Here is an 18508-nt window from a genome sequence, read left to right as displayed (position 1 = left end):
ACACCTGTATCTGTCGTTCGGCTCGCTCGGCCGAGAGCCACGCAGATCCCCATCTGCCGGGAGAAGTTATTGGTTGCGCGCGAGCGCGGACAACCCCTAACCAGGCAACCGACCAGCTAGGGGTGTCCGGTCCCGACCCGTCGCACTAGCGTCGCCTCGACCGGGTCCGCGCCGATCCGGTCGGCAACCGCAGCCGCCGGAAGGACCACCAGAGGATGACGACGCCAGATACCGACAACGGCTTGTGGGTGCGACGCTTCCACCCCGCTCCGGGCGGCGCGAGGCGGTTGGTGTGCCTGCCCCACGCCGGCGGGTCGGCAAGCTTCTACTTCCCGGTGTCCCGCGCTCTCTCCCCCGCCGTGGAGGTGCTGTCGATCCAGTACCCGGGACGGCAGGACCGGCGCCACGAGAAGTGCATCGGCGACATCCACGACCTCGCGCGCGAGGTGTTCACCGTGCTGCGGCCCTGGCGGGACGAGCCGCTGGCCATCTTCGGGCACAGCATGGGGGCCAGCCTCGGCTTCGAACTCGCCCGGCTCATCGAGCAGGACGGCGGCAGCGTCGCGCACCTGTTCGCCTCCGGGCGCCGGGCGCCGTCGAAGTCACGGCACGAGACGGTGCACCTGCTCGACGACGAGGGGCTGCTGGCCGACGTCCGGAAGCTGAGCGGCACCAACTCCGCCGTCCTCGGGGATCCGGAGATGCTGCGCGCCGCGTTGCCGGCGATCCGCAACGACTACCGGGCCGCCGAGCGGTACACCTACCGGCCGGGGCCGCCGCTGAGCTGCCCGATCACCGTCCTCACCGGTGACGACGACCCGAAGACGACTGTCGAGGAGGCCCGGGCGTGGTCGGACCACACCACCGCGGCGTTCGACCTGAAGGTCTACCCGGGCGGGCACTTCTTCCTCGCCGAGCACCAGCCGGCGATCCTGCGGGCCATCTCGACGGCACTGAGCGCGGCGCCGGCGGTCTGATCCCACCGGACGAGGGGCCCGTCCGCCGGTCGTCACGACCGGTCGGCGGGCCCCTCGTCCGTGCGCGGTGTCACCGCTTGTGGCCGACCGCGATCACGTAGTCCATCTGCGCCAGCTCACGCTTCATGAGGTCCTGGTTCTTCCAGTGGGCCGCCATGCTCTTGCGGACGGCCGGCTTGACGACGGCCCGGAACGCGGGGTCGTTGGTCCGCTCGGCCATGTACGCCCGCCAGCCCTCCCAGGTCTGCTCCTTGATCGAGCGGACCTCCGGGTTGGCGAAGCCGGCCTCGACCAACTGCTGCCGGTACGTGTCCCGGTCGTGCCAGTTCTCCTTCGGGATGCTGAACTTGACGAAACTCAGCGGGCCGGACTGGATGGCGGCGCGGACGACGTCGCCGCTGACCGGGATGATGTCGGCCGTGGCGAGCACGCCGCCCGGGCGCAGCACCCGCAGCGCCTCGGCGAAGAACGCGCTGCGCGGGTAGAAGTGGAAGGCGGACTCCAGGGCGACGACCCGGTCGAAGGTGTTGTCCTCGAAGGGCAGTTCGGTGGCGCTGCCGAGCCGGAAGTCGGTCCGGTCGGCGAGCCCCTCCTCCTGCGCCCGGCGCTGTGCCGCCTCGACGTGGTGCGGGGTGATGTTCAGGCCGTACACCTTGGCGACCTGGCGCTCCCGCAGCCACTTGAAGTCCTGGTCCCCGTAGCCGAAGCCGACGTCGAGCACGGTGTCGTCGGGCTTGAGCCCGGCGGCGTCGGCCAGCTTGTCGGCCAGCGCGTCGGCGGCCGTGTCGATGTCGGTGACCCCGTCGGACCAGTAGCCCACGTTCATGTAGTGGGTACGGCGGGCCGCGAACTCCACGTCGGGTGACTGGATCTCGTAGAAGCGCCGGACCCGGGTGATGGGGTCGGCGGTGAAGACCGTGCGGATCGCCCGGCCGGCGATCTTCAGGTTCTCGAACATGTCGGTTCCTTCCGGTGGGTGGATGCCGATCAGCCGCGCCGGATCTGCCGGCGCAGATCCTCGACGAGCGCGGGCACGACGGCCGGGTCGGCGGCGGTGCCGAAGACGTAGAAGTCGGGCCGGACGAGCACCGCCACCGCGTCGTACCGCTTGAGGTGGGGCAGGTACACGTCGTCGAGGTCGAAGGCCGTCGGCGCGGCGCCGGATCCGGGTACGGGCGCCTCGGCGGGAACGATCCGGACGACCCGCGTGCCGAGCGTGTCCAGGAAGGCCCGGGCGTCGGCGTCGAGCAGGTCGTCGGGGTCCTCGGCGCAGAGCAGGACGAAGCCGGTGCCGACGACCTCGTCGAAGAGCCCGGCGCGGCCGTCGACCTCGACGCGGCCCTGCGGCATCGGGGCGCCGGCGGCCTCGCAGCCGCTGTGCAGGATCCCGCCGGACAGGGGCTCCAGCAGGGACCGGGTGCGCGGGCGGGCGGTACGCCGGCGCAGCTCGGCGAGCATCGCGGCGTCGCGGCCGGCCGCGGCGGCGCGGTCGGTCTCGCAGATCACCGTGCCCGAGTCCATGGACATCCGGATGGCGTGCTGCACGTGCGCGCAGCGCTCCTCCTGGTAGGTGTCCAGCAGGGCCTCGTCGGCGAGGCCGCGGTGCACCAGGTCGAGCTTCCAGGCGAGGTTGAGGGCGTCGCGGAAGCCCGAACTCATCCCCTGCCCCATGAACGGCGGCATCACGTGCGCCGCGTCGCCGGCGAGCAGGATCCGCCCGGAACGCCAGCGCCCGGCCGAGCATGCCTGGGTGGTGTAGACGCCGTACCGCTCCAGGGTGGCGTTGTCGGGGGTGATGTCGAAGAGGCCGAGCAGCCGCCACACGTTGGCGGCGCTCTCGAACTCCTCGCGGCTCTCCCCCGGCACCCGCATGAACTCCCACCGCCGGTGCCCAGGGCCGGCCGACACGGCCGTGCGGGGCCGCGCCGGGTCGCAGACCTGCAGGTTGTTCGGCTTGAACTCGCGGGCCTCGTGCGGGACCACGTCGCAGACCAGCCAGTCGTACGTGAAGCCGAGGTCGGTGACGCCGCTGCCCAGGTGCTCCCGCACGAAGCTGTTGGCCCCGTCGCAGCCGATGACCCAGCGGGCCGCGCGGACCTCCTCGCCGTCCGGGCCGGCGATGGTCACCTCGACCCGGTCGTCGTGCTCGACCAGGCCCGTCACCTGGTACGGGCGCAGCACCGTGACACCCGGCAGCTCCGCGCCCCGCTCGGCGAGCAGCGCCTCCAGTCCCGGCTGGTAGAACGAGACCGAGTCGGGCCAGCCCATCGGGCCGTTGCCGGTGACCTTGACGTGCAGCAGGGTCCGGCCGAAGCCGTTCTTGAAGGTGTACTCGCCGGACGACTCCACCACCGGCCCGAGGCGGTCGGCGACGCCGGCGGCGGCCAGGACACGGCTCGCCTCCCCGTCGTACGACACCGCGCGGGGGAAGTTGTAGGGAGTGGCCCACCGCTCGACCGCCGTGACGGTGAGCCCTCGCTGCGCCAGCAGGATCGTGAGCATCTCACCGACGGGGCCGTAGCCCACGATCAGGACGTCGGTCGTCAGCATCGGTATCGGTTCCTCAGGGGTCGGTCGGACACGGGGTCGGCTTGCGGCGGGCGGGGCGGCCGGACGGCCATCAGATGCCGAGTTCGGAGTCGATGAGGTCGAACAGGTCGTCGTCGCTGGCCAGTTCGAGATCGAGGTCGGGATCGCCGCCCGTGCCGGCGCGCATCGTCCGCCACTTGGCGATCAGCACCTCGAGGCGCGACCCGATCTGGTCGTGCAGCTCCGGTTCCACAGTGGCCTCGGTCAGCGAGCGCTCCAGGTTCTCCAGGTCCGCGAGGACCGGCGGGGCCGCCGGCCCGGTGTCCGGCGCCAGCTCGGACACCAGGTACGTGGCCAGCTCGTTCGGATCCGGATAGTCGAAGATCAGCGTGGCCGGCAGGCGCAGGCCGGTGGCCGTGGTCAGCCGGTTGCGCAGCTCGACGGCGGTCAGCGAGTCGAAGCCGATCTGGCTGAACGCCCGGCCCGGGGCCACCGCCACCCGGCTGCCGTGCCCGAGCACGCTCGCCGCCTGCTCGCGTACCAGGTCGACCACGAGGGTGTGGCGCTCGGGCCCGTCCAGCGCCGCCAGTTCGTCGGCGAGCGTGCGCCCGCCGCCGGCCGGGGTGGCCGCCCGCGCCGTCGGCCGCTCCCGGCGCAGCAGCCCGCGCAGCAGCGCCGGGGGCCGCTCGGCCCGCTCGCCGAGCGCGGCGACGTCGATCCTCGTCGGCACCAGCACCGGCTCGGCCAGCCGCAGGCCCGCGTCGAACAGGGCCATCCCCAGCTCGGACGGGATGGCGAGCTGCCCGTCACGGGCGGTGATCCGGGGATCGGTCCGGTCCAGCTTGGCGGTCATCTCGCTGGCCTGCTCCCACAGCCCCCAGGCGAACGACCGGCCCGGCAGCCCCTGCGCACGGCGGGCCAGGGCGAGCGCGTCGAGGAACGCGTTGGCCGCCGCGTAGTTGGCCTGACCGGGGACGCCGAAGACTCCGGCGCCGGAGGAGAAGAGCACGAACCCGGCGAGGTCGAGGTGGCGGGTGAGCTCGTGCAGGTGCCACGCGGCGTCGAGCTTCGGCGCGAAGACCGTGTCGACGCGCTGCGGGGTGAGGGCGGTGACCACCCCGTCGTCGAGCACCCCGGCGAGGTGCACGACGGCGGTCAACGGGTGCCGCTCCGGTACCGCCGCCAGCACCCCGGCGAGGTTGTCGCGGTCGGACACGTCGGCCGCCACCACCGTGGCCTCGGCCCCCAGGGCCCGCAGTTCGTCGAGCGCCTCGGTCGCGCCGGGGGCCCGCTCGCCGCGGCGGCTGACCAGCAGCAGCCGCCGTACGCCGTGCGTCTCGACCAGCCGCCGGGCGACCAGCCGGCCCAGGGTCCCGGTGCCGCCGGTCAGCAGCACCGTGCCGTCGGGGTCCCACGCCCGGGGCATGGTGAGCACCACCTTGCCGACGTGCCGGGCCTGGCTGACGTGCCGGAACGCCTCCGGCGCCTGGCGGACGTCCCACACCTGGGTGGGCAGCGGGGTGAGCGTCCCCCGTTCGAAGAGCCCCAGCAGAACGACCAGCATGCGCTGCACCTCGTCGGGCTCCTGCAGGGTCAGGTCGAAGGCGGTATAGGCCACCCCCGGATGGTCGACGGCGACGCGGGCGGCGTCGCGGATGTCGGTCTTGCCCATCTCGACGAACCGCCCGCCGCGCGGCAGCAGCCGCAGCGAGGCGTCGACGAACTCGCGGGCCAGCGAGTCCAGCACGACGTCCACGCCCCGGCCGCCGGTGGCGTCGGTGAAGCGGGTCTCGAAGTCGAGGGTCCGGGACGAGGCCAGGTGCTCCTCGTCGAGGCCGAGCGCGCGCAGGGCGTCCCACTTGGCGGGGCTGGCGGTGGCGTACACCTCGGCCCCGAGGTGGCGGGCGAGCTGCACGGCGGCCATGCCGACGCCGCCGGCCGCCGCGTGCACCAGCACCGACTCGCCCCGGGTGAGCCCGGCCAGGTTGACCAGCCCGTGGTACGCGGTCAGGAAGACCACCGGCACGGACGCGGCCTCGACGTACGACCAGCCGGCCGGCATCGGGGCCAGCAGGCGGCGGTCGGTGACCGCGACGGGTCCGAAGCAGCCCACGAAGACACCGAAGACGCGGTCGCCGGGGCGCAGGTCGGTCACCTCGGCGCCGACCTCGACGACCTCGCCGGCGCCCTCGCCGCCGAGCGGGCCCGCGTCGCCCGGGTAGAGACCGAGCGCGTTGAGCACGTCGCGGAAGTTGAGGCCGGCGGCGCGGACGCGGACCCGGACCTCGCGGGGGCCGAGCGCGGCGTCGGCGGCGTCGGTGGCGACCAGGGTGAGGTTCTCCAGGCTGCCGCGCACCGGCGCGTCCAGCCGCCACGCGGCGGCGGGCGGTGCGGGCAGCTCGCCGGCCGACCCGGCCCGCGCCAGCCGCGGCACGTACGCCGCGCCGACCCGGATCGCGGCCTGCGGCTCGTCCGCCGCCAGGAGGGCGGCCACCTCGTCCGGGCCGATCCCGTCGCCGTCAACGTCGACGACGACGATCTGGCCCGGGTTCTCCGACTGGGCGGAGCGCACCAGGCCCCACGCCGCCGCGGCGGCCGGGTCGGTCACCTCGCCGGCGTGGTGCACGGCCACCGCGCCCCGGGTCACCAGCAGCAGCCGCGACGCCGCCCAGCGGGGCTCGGTGAGCCAGCGCCGGACCAGGTCGAGGGCCTGCACGGCGGCGTGGCGCGCCGCGCGGGGGGTGGGCTGCGCGGGGTGCGCGCCGAGCGGCACGAGCACCGCCCCGGGCAGGGCCAGTCCGGCGTCCACCGCGTCGGCGAGCCCGTCCAGCCCGTGGTGCAGCGGGAACCCGTCCAGGCCGGGGGCGACGGCCACGGCGTCGACCGGGGTGGCCGTCTCGACGGGCGGCAGCGGCGTCCAGTCGACGCGGAACAGGGCGTCGCGGGTGGCCCGGTCGTCGGTGACGGCCAGCTCGGTGGTGGAGATCGGGCGCATCGTCAGGGCGGCCACCTCGGCCACCGGGGCGCCGGTCGGATCGGCGACGGTCAGCGCGATGGCGTGCGGCCCGACCCGGGTCAGCCGTACCCGCAGGGCGGTGGCCCCGGTGGCGTGCAGGCTGACGCCGTTCCAGGCGAACGGCAGCAGGAGCTGGCCGGCCCCGGCCCCGGCGAGACCGCCGAAGTGCGCGGCGTGCAGGGCGGCGTCGAACAGGGCGGGGTGCAGGCCGTACCGGTCGGCGTCGACCCGCTGGGCCGCCGGCAGCTCCACCTCGGCGTAGACCTCGTCGCCGCCGGTCCACACCGCGCGCAGGCCCTGGAACGCCGGCCCGTACGCGTACCCGTCGGCTTCCAGGCCGGCGTAGAAGCCGGTCAGGTCGACGGGCCGGGTGTCGGGCGGCGGCCAGGCGGTGAGCTGCGGCGACACCGCGGGCTGGTCGGCGCGGAGGGTGGCGCTGGCGTGCCGGGTCCACGGCTGTCCCGCCGGCGCGTCGGCGGGCCGGGAGTGCACGGTCACCGGCCGGCGTCCGTCGCCGGCGCCCGCGCCGACCGCCACCTGCACCTGCGTCGCGCCGTCGGCGGGCAGGGTCAGCGGGGCCTCGATGACCAGCTCGTCGAGGAACGGGTGGCCGACCTCGTCGCCGGCGCGCAGGCAGAACTCCACCAGGCCGGTGCCGGGCACCAGCACGCTGCCGGTGACCCGGTGATCAGCCAGCCACGGCTGCGCGTCGGCCGACAGCCGCCCGGTGAACAGGTGGCCCCTCGTCTCGGCCAGCACGACCGACGCGCCGAGCAGCGGATGACCGGCGGCGTCCAGACCGGCGGCGCCGACGTCGCCGGGGCCGGAGACCGGCCGGGGCCAGTAGCGGCGGTGGGCGAACGCGTACGTGGGCAGGTCGACGCGCCGGCCGCCGGCGAGTGCGGGCCGCCAGTCCACCGCGACCCCGGACACGTGGAGCTGGGCCAGGGAGAGCAGGAACCGCTCCCGGCCGCCCTGGTCGCGTTGCACCGAGCCGACCACCACGGCATCGCCGTCGTGGTCGGCGAGGGTCTCCTCCACGCCGACGGTGAGCACCGGGTGGGGGCTGCACTCGACGTACGCGTCGTGGCCCTCGGCGGCCAGCGCGCGGATCGCCCGTTCCAGCTCGACGGGCCGGCGCAGGTTGCGGTACCAGTAGTCGGGCCCCATCTCCTCGCCGTCGAGCCAGCGCAGGTCGGTGGTGGAGAACAGCGGCACGGCGGCCGGGCCGGGGGCGATGCCGGCCAGCACCTCGGCCAGCTCGTCGCGGATGCGTTCCACCTGGGCGGAGTGGGAGGCGTAGTCGACGGCGATGCGCCGCACCCGGGCCTGCTCGCCGGCCAGCTCGGCGAGCAGTTCCTCGACCGCCTCCGGCTCGCCGGAGACCACGACGGCGGCCGGCCCGTTCACGGCGGCGACCGAGATCCGCTCACCGAAGCGGGCGATCCGATCACGGACCGTGTCGGCCGGCAGCGCGACGGAGGCCATCGCCCCGTGCCCGGCCAGAGCCCGTAGCGCGCGGCTGCGCAGCGCCACCACCCGGGCCGCGTCGGGCAGGGAGAGCACCCCGGCGACGCAGGCGGCGGCGATCTCGCCCTGGGAGTGGCCGACCACGGCGGCCGGCTGCACGCCGTACGAGCGCCACAGCTCGGCCAGCGACACCATCATCGCGAACAGGGCGGGCTGCACGACGTCGACCTCGTCGAGGCCGGGCGCGCCCGGCGCCTGGCGCAGCACGTCCAGCAGCGACCAGTCCAGGTACGGCCGCAGCGCCGCGTCGCAGGCCGCCATGCGTTCGGCGAACACGGGGGCCTGGTCGAGCAGGTCCAACCCCATGCCGAGCCACTGGGAGCCCTGCCCGGGGAAGACGAAGACGCACCGGCCGGTGGGCCGCGCCTCGCCGCGCGTGACCGCCGGGTCGGGCCGGCCCTCGACCAGCGCGTCGAGGGCGTCGGCGACCCGCTGCGCGGACGCGGCTACCAGCACCGCTCGGGAGTCGAAGGCGCCCCGGCTGGTGGCCAGCGACCACGCCACGTCGAGGGGCCGCTGGTCGGGGCGGGCGGCGAGGTGCTCCCGCAGCCGCCGCGCCTGGCCGGCGAGCGCCTGCGGGGTACGCGCCGACAGCAGCCACGGCAGCGCGCGCTCTTGCGGCGGCTCGGATTCGGCGGCCTCCGGCGGCGCCTCGGCGACCGACTCGACGATCACGTGGGCGTTGGTGCCGCTGATGCCGAACGACGAGACGCCGGCGCGCACCGGCCGGTCCGCCGCCGGCCACGGGCGGGCCTCGGTGAGCAGCTGCACCGCTCCCGAGTCCCAGTCGATCCGCGAGCTGCGGCGCTCGGCATGCAGGGTGCGGGGCAGCCGCCCGTGCCGCATGGCGAGGACCATCTTGAGCACGCCGGCGACGCCGGCCGCGGCCTGGGTGTGCCCGAGGTTGGACTTGACCGAGCCGAGCAGCACCGGCGCGGCGCCGGCCGGGCGCTGCCCGTACGTGGCGAGGATCGCCTCCGCCTCGATGGGATCGCCGAGCGACGTGCCGGTGCCGTGCGCCTCCACCACGTCCACGTCGGCGGCACTCAGCCCGGCGGCGCCCAGCGCGGCCTTGATGACCCGTTCCTGCGACGGCCCGTTCGGGGCGGTCAGCCCGTTCGACGCGCCGTCGGAGTTGACCGCCGAGCCGCGCACGACGGCCAGCACGGGGTGGCCCCGGCGGCGGGCCTCGGAGAGCCGCTCCACCACCAGCATCCCGACGCCCTCGGACATGCCGAAGCCGTCGGCGTCCTCGGCGAACGCCTTGCACCGCCCGTCGGCGGCGAGACCGCGCTGGCGGCTGAAGCCGGTCAGCCCGGCCGGGGTGGACATCACCGACACCCCACCGGCGAGCGCCAGGTCGCAGTCGCCCTGGCGCAGCGCCTGGACGGCCAGGTGCAGCGCCACCAGCGACGCCGAGCAGGCGGTGTCGACGGTGACAGCCGGCCCCTCCAGCCCGAGCGCGTACGCGACCCGGCCGGAGAGGACGCTGCCGGCGGTGCCGGTCAGCAGGTGCCCCTCGTCGGCGGTGACCTCGCCGTCGTCGGAGACGACACCGGGGGCGACCCGGTCGGCGTAGTCCTGCCCGTGGGTGCCGGCGAAGACGCCGGTGCGGCTGCCCCGCAGGGTGGCCGGGTCGATGCCACCGCGTTCCAGCGCCTCCCAGGAGGTCTCCAGCAGCAGCCGGTGCTGCGGATCCATGGCGAGGGCCTCGCGGGGGCTGATGCCGAAGAACTCGGCGTCGAAGTCGGCGATGCCGGTGAGGAACCCGCCGGAGCGCACGTACGTCCGGCCGGGCGTGCCGGGCACCGGGTCGTGGAGGTCGGCCAGCGGCCAGCCCCGGTCGTCGGGCAGGTCGCCGATGACGTCGTCGCCCGCGTCGAGCAGCCGCCACAGCTCCTCCGGGGAACCGATCCCGCCGGGGAAGCGGCAGGCCATCGCGACGATGGCGACCGGCTCGTCCAGGGCGACGGTGCTCGCGTCGGCGACCTCGGTGGCGGCGGTGCCGAGCAGCCGGGCGTGCAGGTGCGCGGCGAGCAACTCGGGTGTGGGGTGGTTGAACACGGCGTGCGGGGCGAGCCGGACCCCGGTGACGGCGGTGAGCCGGTTGCTCAGCTCGACGGCCATCAGCGAGTCGAAGCCGAGGTCCTTGAACGGGCGGCGCGGCTCGACCTGCTCGGGGCCGGTGTGCCCGACCACTGTTGCGCACCGGGCGCGTACGAGGTCCAGCAGCAGTTCGGCGCGCTCGGGCTCGGCGAGTTCGGCCAGCCGGTCGGCGAAGCCCTTCGCGGCGGCGGGCGCGGAGGCGGCGTTGACCGCCCGGCGGGGCGGCGGGGGCAGCAGCGCCCGCAGCAGGGCGGGCACCTCGCCGGAGGTCCGTACGGCGGCCAGGTCGAGCCCGATCGGCACGAGCGCCGGCCGGTCCACGTGCAGGGCGGCGTCGAACAGCGCCAGCCCGGCGGCCGTGTCGAGGGGGCGGGTGCCGCCGCGGGCGAGCCGGGCCAGGTCGGCGGGGCTGAGCCGGCCGGCCATCCCGTCCTCGGCGGCCCACAGCCCCCAGGCCAGGGCGCTCGCCGGCCGGCCCTGGGCACGGCGGTGCGCGGCGAGCGCGTCGAGGAACGCGTTGCCGGCCGCGTAGTTGCCCTGGCCGGGGCTGCCGAAGGTGGCGGCGGCCGAGGAGAAGAGCACGAACGCGGCCAGGTCGAGGCCGGCGGTGAGCTCGTGCAGGTGCCAGGCGCCGTGCACCTTGGCGCGCAGGGTCCGGGCCCAGCGGGTCGGGTCGAGGTCGGTGAGCAGCGCGTCGTCGGTGGCCCCGGCGGCGTGCACGACGGCGACGAGCCGGTCGGCCAGCGGGGCGATGACCTCGGCGAGCGCCGCCCGGTCGGCGACGTCGGCCGCGACCACCCGCACCGTGACGCCGGCGTCGGTCAGCGCGGTCGTCCAGTCGCCGGCCCGGCCGCTGCGGCTGACCAGCACCAGTTCGGTGACGCCGTGCGCGGTGGCGAGGTGGGTGGCGACGTGCCGGCCGATCCCGCCGGTGCCGCCGGTGAGGAGCACGGTGCCGCCGGCCAGGGCCGCGAGCGGCGCGCCGGCCGGGGGCCGCTCGACGGGGCGGAGGCGGGGCAGCAGCGCGCGGCCGTCGCGGACGGCCACCTCGGGTTCGTCGTCGGCGGCGGCCAGCGCCGAACGGATGGCGGCGTCGTCGGTGGTGTCGAGGCTGAGCAGGAGGAAACGGTCGGGCTGCTCGGCCTGGGCGACGCGGAGCAGCCCGGCCACGGGGGCGTGCACCGGGTCGCCGTCGCGCACGGCGAGGGCCAGGCGGGTGGTCTCCGCGCGGGGGTCGGCCAGCCAGGTCTGGAGCACGTCGAGCACGGCGAGGCCGACGGCGTGCGCCCGGTCGGGCACCGGCCGGCCCGGCTCGCCGTCGCCGACCCGCAGCACCAGCAGCGGCGGCAGCGGCCCGTCCGGCGGCGTGCCGTCGGCGAGCGTCCAGGAGGGCGCAGGGGTCGCCGGGAACGCGGCGGGCAGCCAGTCGACGGCGTACAGCCCGGCGGGGGTGGCCGCCGGCGCCGGCGGGTCGGCGGGCGGCAGGTCCACCGGCCGCAGCACCACCCGGTCGGCGTCGAGCACGGGCCCGCCCGCGTCGTCGACGGCGCTCAGCGTCACCGCGTCCGCCCCGGCGGGGGCCAGGCAGACGCGCAGCGCGTGCGCCCCGACGGCATGGCGGCGCACGCCCGCCCACTCGGTGGGCAGCAGCCGGGCGGTGGGCCCGGCGTCGGCGACCGACGCGAAGCCGGCGAGCGGGAGCAGGCGCAGGGCCGCGTCCAGCACCAGCGGGTGCACGCCGTACCGCTCGGCGTCCGGGTCGCGGGCGTCGTCGGGCAGGCGTACGTCGACGTAGAGCCGGTCGGCGGCGACCCACGCGGCACGGGCCAGCTCCCCGGCCGGCGCGCGGTGCGGCGGGGCGCTCAGGTCCACCGGCCGGGCCCCGGCAGGTGGCCAGGCGGGGGCGAGGGCGCCCCGGCCGCTCTCCGGGTCGACGGGTGCGAGCACGGCCTCGGCCACCTCCCGCCAGGGCAGCCCCTCGCCGGCCCGGACGTGACAGTGCGCCACCCGGCGTCCGTGCTCGTCCGGCGCGCCCACGTCGATCTGCACCTCGAGGGTTGCCTCGGCGGGCAGCGGAACCGGCTCGGGCACGCGCAGCCGCCGCACGCTCGGGGCGCCGAGCCGGTCGCCGAGGTGGGTGAGCATGTCCAGCAGGGCGGTGGCGGGCAGCAGCGGCGCCGTGCCGTCGCCGGGCGCGGCCAGCCACGGCGAGGTGGCCGTGGCGATCTGCCCGGTGCAGACCACCTGCCCGGTGCCGGCGACCGCCAGCAGGCCACCGAGCAGCGGATGCCCTGCGTCGGCCAGTCCGGCGCCGACGGGACCGCCGGCGCCGGTGGGAGCGGGCAGCCAGTAGTGCCGGCGCTGGAAGGCGTACGTGGGCAGGTCGACGCGGCGGTGCGGGCCGGGGCCGGCGAGGGCGGCACGGTCCACCGCGACGCCCCGCACGTGCAGCCGCGCCACGGCGGCGAGCAGCGCCTCGGCCTCGCCCGCGGTGCCCCGTACGGCGGGGACGAAGGCCAGCTCGTCGGCCTCGGCGACGAGGCAGTCCTGGGCCATCGCGGTGAGCACACCGGCCGGGCCGATCTCCAGGAAGGTGGTGACGCCCTGCCCGTGCAGGGCCCGTACGCCGTCGTGGAAGCGGACGGTGCCCCGCACGTGCGCCACCCAGTGCTCGGGCGAGCAGAGCCGGGCCGGGTCGACGGGGTGGCCGGTCAGGTTGGACACCACCGGCAGGTGCGGGGTGCGGTACGTGAGGCCGGCCGCGACCGCGCGGAACTCGTCGAGCATCGGGTCCATGCGCGGCGAGTGGAACGCGTGCGACACCCGCAGCCGGCTGGTGCGGCGCCCGGCCGCGCGCAGGGTGTCCGCGACGGCCAGCACCGCGTCGGTGTCGCCGGACAGGACGACGCTGGTGGGGCCGTTGACGGCGGCGAGGCCCACCCGGTCGGTCAGGTGCGCGGCGACCTCGGCCTCGTCGGCCTCGACGGCGACCATCGCGCCCCCGGCGGGCAGCTGCTGCATCAGCCGGGCGCGGGCGGCGACCAGCGCCGCCGCGTCGGCGAGGGAGAACACACCGGCCACGTGCGCGGCGGCAAGCTCGCCGACGGAGTGGCCGAGCACCGCGTCGGGGCGGACCCCCCAGTGCTCCAGGAGGCGGTAGAGCGCCACCTCGAAGGCGAACAGGCCCGGCTGGGTGTACAGGGTCTCGTCGAGCAGTTCGGCCGGTGCGGTGCCCTCGGCCGCGAGGACGACGTCCGCGACGGGGAGCGGGGCGTGGCCGGCGAGGCAGCGGTCGAGTTCGGCGCAGGCCGCGTCGAAGGCGGCCGCGAAGACGGGGTACGCCGCGTGCAGCTCGTGGCCCATGCCGGCGCGCTGGCCGCCCTGCCCAGCGAAGAGCAGGCCGAGTCGGCCGTCGACGACCCGGCCGGTCAGCACGCCCGGCAGGTCCGGGTCCGGTCCGCCGCGGGCCAGCGCGCCGAGCCCGGTCCGGGCGGACTCCGCGTCGCCCACCAGCACCACGGCCCGGTGTTCGAGAGCGGCGCGGGTGGTGGCGAGGGCGTGCCCGGTGTCGGCCGGGTCGGCGTGCGCCCCCGGCCCGTCGAGCCAGGCCAGCAGGCGGGCCGCCTGGTCACGCAGCGCCTCGCCGGAGGCAGCCGCGAGCAGCCACGGTACGGGCGGCCGAGCGGTGGCGGGCGGCGACTGCCGGGCGGCGTCCCCGGCGGCGGTCGGCGGATCGGCGGGGGCCTCGACGATGACGTGGGCGTTGGTGCCGCTGATGCCGAACGACGAGACGCCGGCCCGGCGGGGCCGGCGTACGTCGGGCCACGGGCGGGCCTCGGTGAGCACCTCGACCGCGCCGGCGGACCAGTCCACCTCGGACGTCGGGGCGTCCACGTGCAGGGTGCGCGGCAGTGTCCCGTGCCGCATCGCGAGCACCATCTTGATCACCCCGGCGGCCCCGGCGGCGGCCTGGGTGTGGCCGAGGTTGGACTTCAGCGAGCCCAGCCGCAGCGGTTCGGCGTCACCGCGGCCCACCCCGTACGTGGCGAGCAGCGCCTGCGCCTCGATCGGGTCGCCGAGGGACGTGCCGGTGCCGTGCGCCTCGACGGCGTCCACGTCGGCGGTGGAGAGCCCGGCCGCGTCCAGCGCCCGGCGGATGACCCGCTCCTGGGCGGGCCCGTTGGGGGCGGTCAGCCCGTTGGACGCGCCGTCGGAGTTGACGGCGGAGCCGCGCAGCACGGCGAGGACGGGGTGCCCGTGCCGGCGGGCGTCGGAGAGCCGTTCCAGCAGCAGCACGGCGACGCCCTCGGACCAGCCGGTTCCGTCGGCGCCGTCGGCGAACGCCTTGCACCGGCCGTCCGGGGCGAGCCCGCGCTGCCGGCTGAACTCCACGAACGCCTGCGGGGTGCCCATCACCGCCACGCCGCCGGCCACGGCGAGCGAGCAGTCCCCGGCGCGCAGCGCCTGGGCGGCCAGGTGCAGCGCCACCAGCGACGACGAGCACGCCGTGTCGACGGTGACAGCCGGCCCCTCCAGCCCCAGCGCGTACGCGACCCGGCCGGAGACGACGCTGCCGGCGGTGCCGACGCCGAGGTAGCCCTCGGTGCCGGGCGGCGCCTGGCGCAGGTTCGCGGCGTAGTCGTGGTGCATGACGCCGGTGAAGACGCCCGTGGCGCTGCCGCGCAGCGAGGTGGGGTCGATGCCGGCCCGCTCGAACAGTTCCCAGGACGTCTCCAGCAGCAGCCGCTGCTGCGGGTCCATGGCGAGCGCCTCGCGCGGGCTGATCGCGAACAGGGTGGCGTCGAAGTCCGCGGCGCCGGTGAGGAAGCCGCCCACCCGGGCGTACGAGGTGCCGGGGCGGTCGGGGTCGTCGGAGAACAGGTTCGCCAGGTCCCAGCCCCGGTCCGTGGGGAACTCCGTGAGCCCTTCCCGGCCCTGGTCGACCAGCTCCCACAGCTCCTCGGGGGAGGCGACGCCGCCGGGGAGCCGGCAGGCCATGGCGACGACGGCCACCGGATCGTCCCCGGTGGACGGCGTCACCGCCGGGTCCGTCGTGGGAGCGGCCTGCGCGGCGGCACCGCGCAGCCGGGCGGCGAGGTGCCGGGCGAGGGCCTGGGGGCTGGGCCGGTCGAACGCGGCCGTGGCGGAGAGCCGTACCCCGGTGGCCCGGGCGAGCCGGTCGCGCAACGCGACCGCCGCGACCGAGGTGAAGCCGAGTTCCTTGAAGGCGCGGCCGGGGCGGACCGCGGCCGGGCCGGGCAGCCCGGCCACCTGGGCGGTGGCGGCGCGGACCAGGTCGAGCAGGAGCCGGTCCCCCTCGGCGGTGGTGAGCCCGGCCAGCCGGCGGCGCAGCTCGGCGGCGTCCCGGTCGTCCGTGGCGTCGCCGGGCTCGGCCACGGGCCCGCGCCAGGCGGGGTGCGCGGCGTCGGCGTGGCCCGCCGGGCGGGCGAGCACGACCAGGTCGGCGCCGTCGTGGGCCACGTCGAACGCGGCGAGGTCGGCACGGACGGCCGCCGACGCGGTGCCCGCTGCGGGTCCGGTCGCCGCCGGCCCCCGCTCGGCGGGCCCGGTCGTGCCGACGAGCCGGGCCGGATGACCGGCGGCCCGGCGGCGGGTGGCCAGGGCGTGCAGGGCGCCGACGGCCGAGGCGGCCCGTTCCCGGCCCGCGGCGCCCAGCAGGAGGGCGGACGGCGCGAGGACGGTGAACGCGGCCCCCGGGTGCCGGCTCGCGGCGTCCAGCGTCGCGGCGAGGCCGAGCAGCCGGGCTGCAGCCTCGGCGTCGGCCAGGTCGTCGTCGCACGGGCAGAGGAAGACGGCGCCGAACGCCTCGTCGCCCGCCCGCTCGGCGGGCAGCGGAACGGCTTCCGCACCGGCGGAGGTGAGTTCGGCGGCCAGGTCCGCCAGGGCCGGGGCGGGCGTCGCGCCAGTGTGCAGCAGCCGCAGCCGGCGGGCGCGGTGCGCGGCGACGAGGTGCCGGGCCAGCGCGGCGCCGGTCGGTCCGTCGGCGCCGGTGACCAGGACGGGGCGCTCCGGGTCGGCCACGGTCGCCGGCCGTCCCGGCACGGTCGCCGGGGCGGGCACGAGGGCCGCGTGCCGGGCCGCCCCGGCCCGCAGGGCGACCTGCGCGGCGCCGGCGTCCACGACGGCGGGCAGCAGGGCGAGCGAGCGGTCCGCGGCGTCGTGGTCGACCAGCACGATCCGGTCCGGGTACGCGGCCTGCAGGCTGCGCCCGACCGCCCAGACGGCGCCGGCCGCCGGATCGGGCCCGGCCCACCCGGCGGCGTCGCCCCCGGCGGCGGTTCCCCCGGCGACGTCTCCCGCAGTGGCCTCGCCTGCGGCGGCGTCTTGCGCGGGGGCGTCGCCCGCGCTGCCGGCACCGCTCGTGCCGGGGCCGTTGGCCGCGTCGCCGGCCGGGCCGGTCAGCAGCATCAGCCGGGTGCCGGCGAAGCGGTCGTCGTCGAGCCAGCCACGCAACCGGTCGGCGAGGTCCGCCGCGTCGGCGTCGGCCGGCCCGGCCAGCAGCACCGTCACGTCGGGCGCGTCGGGAGTCTCGCGCAGGGTGGCCAGATCCCGGTGGGCCCGGAACCGCTCCCCCGGCGACGCTGCGCGCAGCGGCTCCACCAGCGGTTCGCTCCCGGCGCCGACGAGCGCCCAGCGGCGGGCCGGGGCGGCGGCGTCCTGCGCGGCCGCCGGGACGGGCGCCGCCACCGGCGGTACGGCCGCCAGGTCCAGCGGTCGCCAGGCGAGCAGGCTGAGCGCCTCGTGGTGGCTGCCGTTGACCGCCCGCAGCCGGGCCGGCCCGTCGAGCAGCAGCCGGCGGGTGACCTTGCCGGACGCGGTGCGGGGCACCTGCCCGATCTCGTACAGCGCCTCGGGGACCTTGTGGTAGCTGAGCCTCTCCCGGCAGGCCGCGTACCCGGCACGGGGGTCGAAGCCCTCCGGCCCCGGCACCACGAACGCCACCGGCACCTCGCCGAGCACCTCGTGCGGCCGGCCGGTCACCGCCACGTCGGCGACGCCGGGCACCGCGCGCAGCGCCTCCTCCACCTCGCCCGGGTGGATCTTCTCCCCGCCCCGGATGATCAACTCCTGGTGGCGGCCGGTGACGAAGATGTTGCCGTCGGCGTCGCGGCGGGCCAGGTCGCCGGTGCGGTACCAGCCGTCGCGCAGGGCGGCGGCGGTGACCTCCGGCAGGCCGTGGTAGCCGAGCATGACGCTCGGACCGCTGACCCAGACCTCCCCCTCGGCGCCGGTCGGCACGTCCAGACCCGTCTGCGGGCTGACCAGGCGCACCTCGACGCCGGGCACCGGGCGCCCGCAGGAGCCCTCGACCCGGGGCTGCTCCGGCCGGGTGACGGCGATCGAGCCGCAGGTCTCCGTGCTGCCGTACGCGTCGAGCAGCGGCGCGTCGAAGACCTCGTCGAACGCCCGCCGCAGCGCGCCGGTGGTGATCGCCCCGCCGACCAGGCAGACCCGCAGGGCCGGGGCGCGGAAGCCGGTCTCCCGGGCGGCGGTGACCAGGTGGTGGTACATGGCCGGCACACCGGCGAGCACTGTGGCCTCGTCCTCGTCGACCGCGCGCAGCACGTCGTCGGCGGAGAAGCCGTCGATGAGCCGGGCCGTGGCCCCGACCGCCGTCACGCTGAGCACGCACCCGATGTGCGAGAGGCTGTGGAACAGCGGCAGTGGCCAGACCACCCGGTCGGCGGCGGTGAGCCCGGGGATCGGCACGTAACAGGCGGCGACCGACCAGAGGCAGGTGCGCTGGGTGGAAAGGACACCCTTGGGCCGGCCGGTGGTGCCGGAGGTGTAGAGCATCCAGGCCACCTCGTCGAGGCCCAGGTCGTCGCGGGCCCCCACGGACGGCTCGGTGTCGACCAGGTCGCGCCAGGCGACGACCCCGTCCGGAACCGGGTCGTCCCCGGTGACCACGATCCGCAGGGCCGGCCGGCCGGTACGCAGCCGCAGCATCTGGTCGAGGTGACGCGGGTCGGTGACCACCAGCACCGCGCCGGAGTCGTCCAGCAGATGGGCCAGTTCCGCGTCGGTGCTGTGCGGATTCACCGGCACGCCGACCGCGGCGGCCCGCGTGACGGCCAGCCAGGTCTCCACCGTCTCCACCCGGTTGCCGAGGCAGAAGGCCACCCGGTCGCCCCGGGCGACCCCGGCCGCCGCCAGGTGACCGGCCAGCCGACGGGTCCGCGCCGCCAGATCGGCGTATCCGACCGCCCGGCGGTCGTCGCGGAATGCGACCTTGTTCCCCGACCTGGCGGCGTGCGCCTCGATCAGATCGGACAACGGCTGGATCAGGTCGCTCCGAAGCATGTCACCACATCCATCCGTCGGCGAG

Annotated in this window: 4 protein-coding genes; 1 reads left to right on the top strand and 3 read right to left on the bottom strand. The window is 76.7% G+C overall.

Annotation, left to right across the window (positions count from 1 at the left end):
* Positions 1-215 precede the first annotated feature (215 nt).
* Positions 216-977: an alpha/beta fold hydrolase gene (locus O7542_RS06010; protein WP_043329886.1), complete on the top strand. Its 762-nt coding sequence runs from the start codon at positions 216-218 to the stop codon at positions 975-977.
* Positions 978-1047: 70 nt separating this feature from the next.
* On the opposite strand, the gene O7542_RS06005 is transcribed toward O7542_RS06010, so the two are convergent.
* The 3 genes from O7542_RS06005 to O7542_RS05995 all read right to left on the bottom strand — a co-directional run bounded on the left by O7542_RS06005 (position 1048) and on the right by O7542_RS05995 (position 18483).
* Positions 1048-1935, bottom strand: a complete 888-nt coding sequence (locus O7542_RS06005; protein WP_043329884.1) for a class I SAM-dependent methyltransferase — start codon at positions 1933-1935, stop codon at positions 1048-1050.
* A 29-nt stretch (positions 1936-1964) separates the two neighbouring features.
* On the bottom strand, positions 1965-3527 hold the full coding sequence (locus O7542_RS06000) for a bifunctional 3-(3-hydroxy-phenyl)propionate/3-hydroxycinnamic acid hydroxylase (RefSeq protein ID WP_281605817.1): 1563 nt from the start codon (positions 3525-3527) through the stop codon (positions 1965-1967).
* A 70-nt stretch (positions 3528-3597) separates the two neighbouring features.
* Positions 3598-18483, bottom strand: coding sequence for a type I polyketide synthase (locus O7542_RS05995; protein ID WP_281605816.1), 14886 nt, complete (start codon positions 18481-18483; stop codon positions 3598-3600).
* Between the last annotated feature and the right edge of the window lie 25 nt (positions 18484-18508).

This window comes from Micromonospora sp. WMMC264 (assembly GCF_027497275.1).
Taxonomy (GTDB): domain Bacteria; phylum Actinomycetota; class Actinomycetes; order Mycobacteriales; family Micromonosporaceae; genus Micromonospora; species Micromonospora chalcea.
The sequence above is the reverse complement of the archived record's forward strand: the minus strand, read 5'-3'. Positions and strand labels throughout refer to the sequence as shown.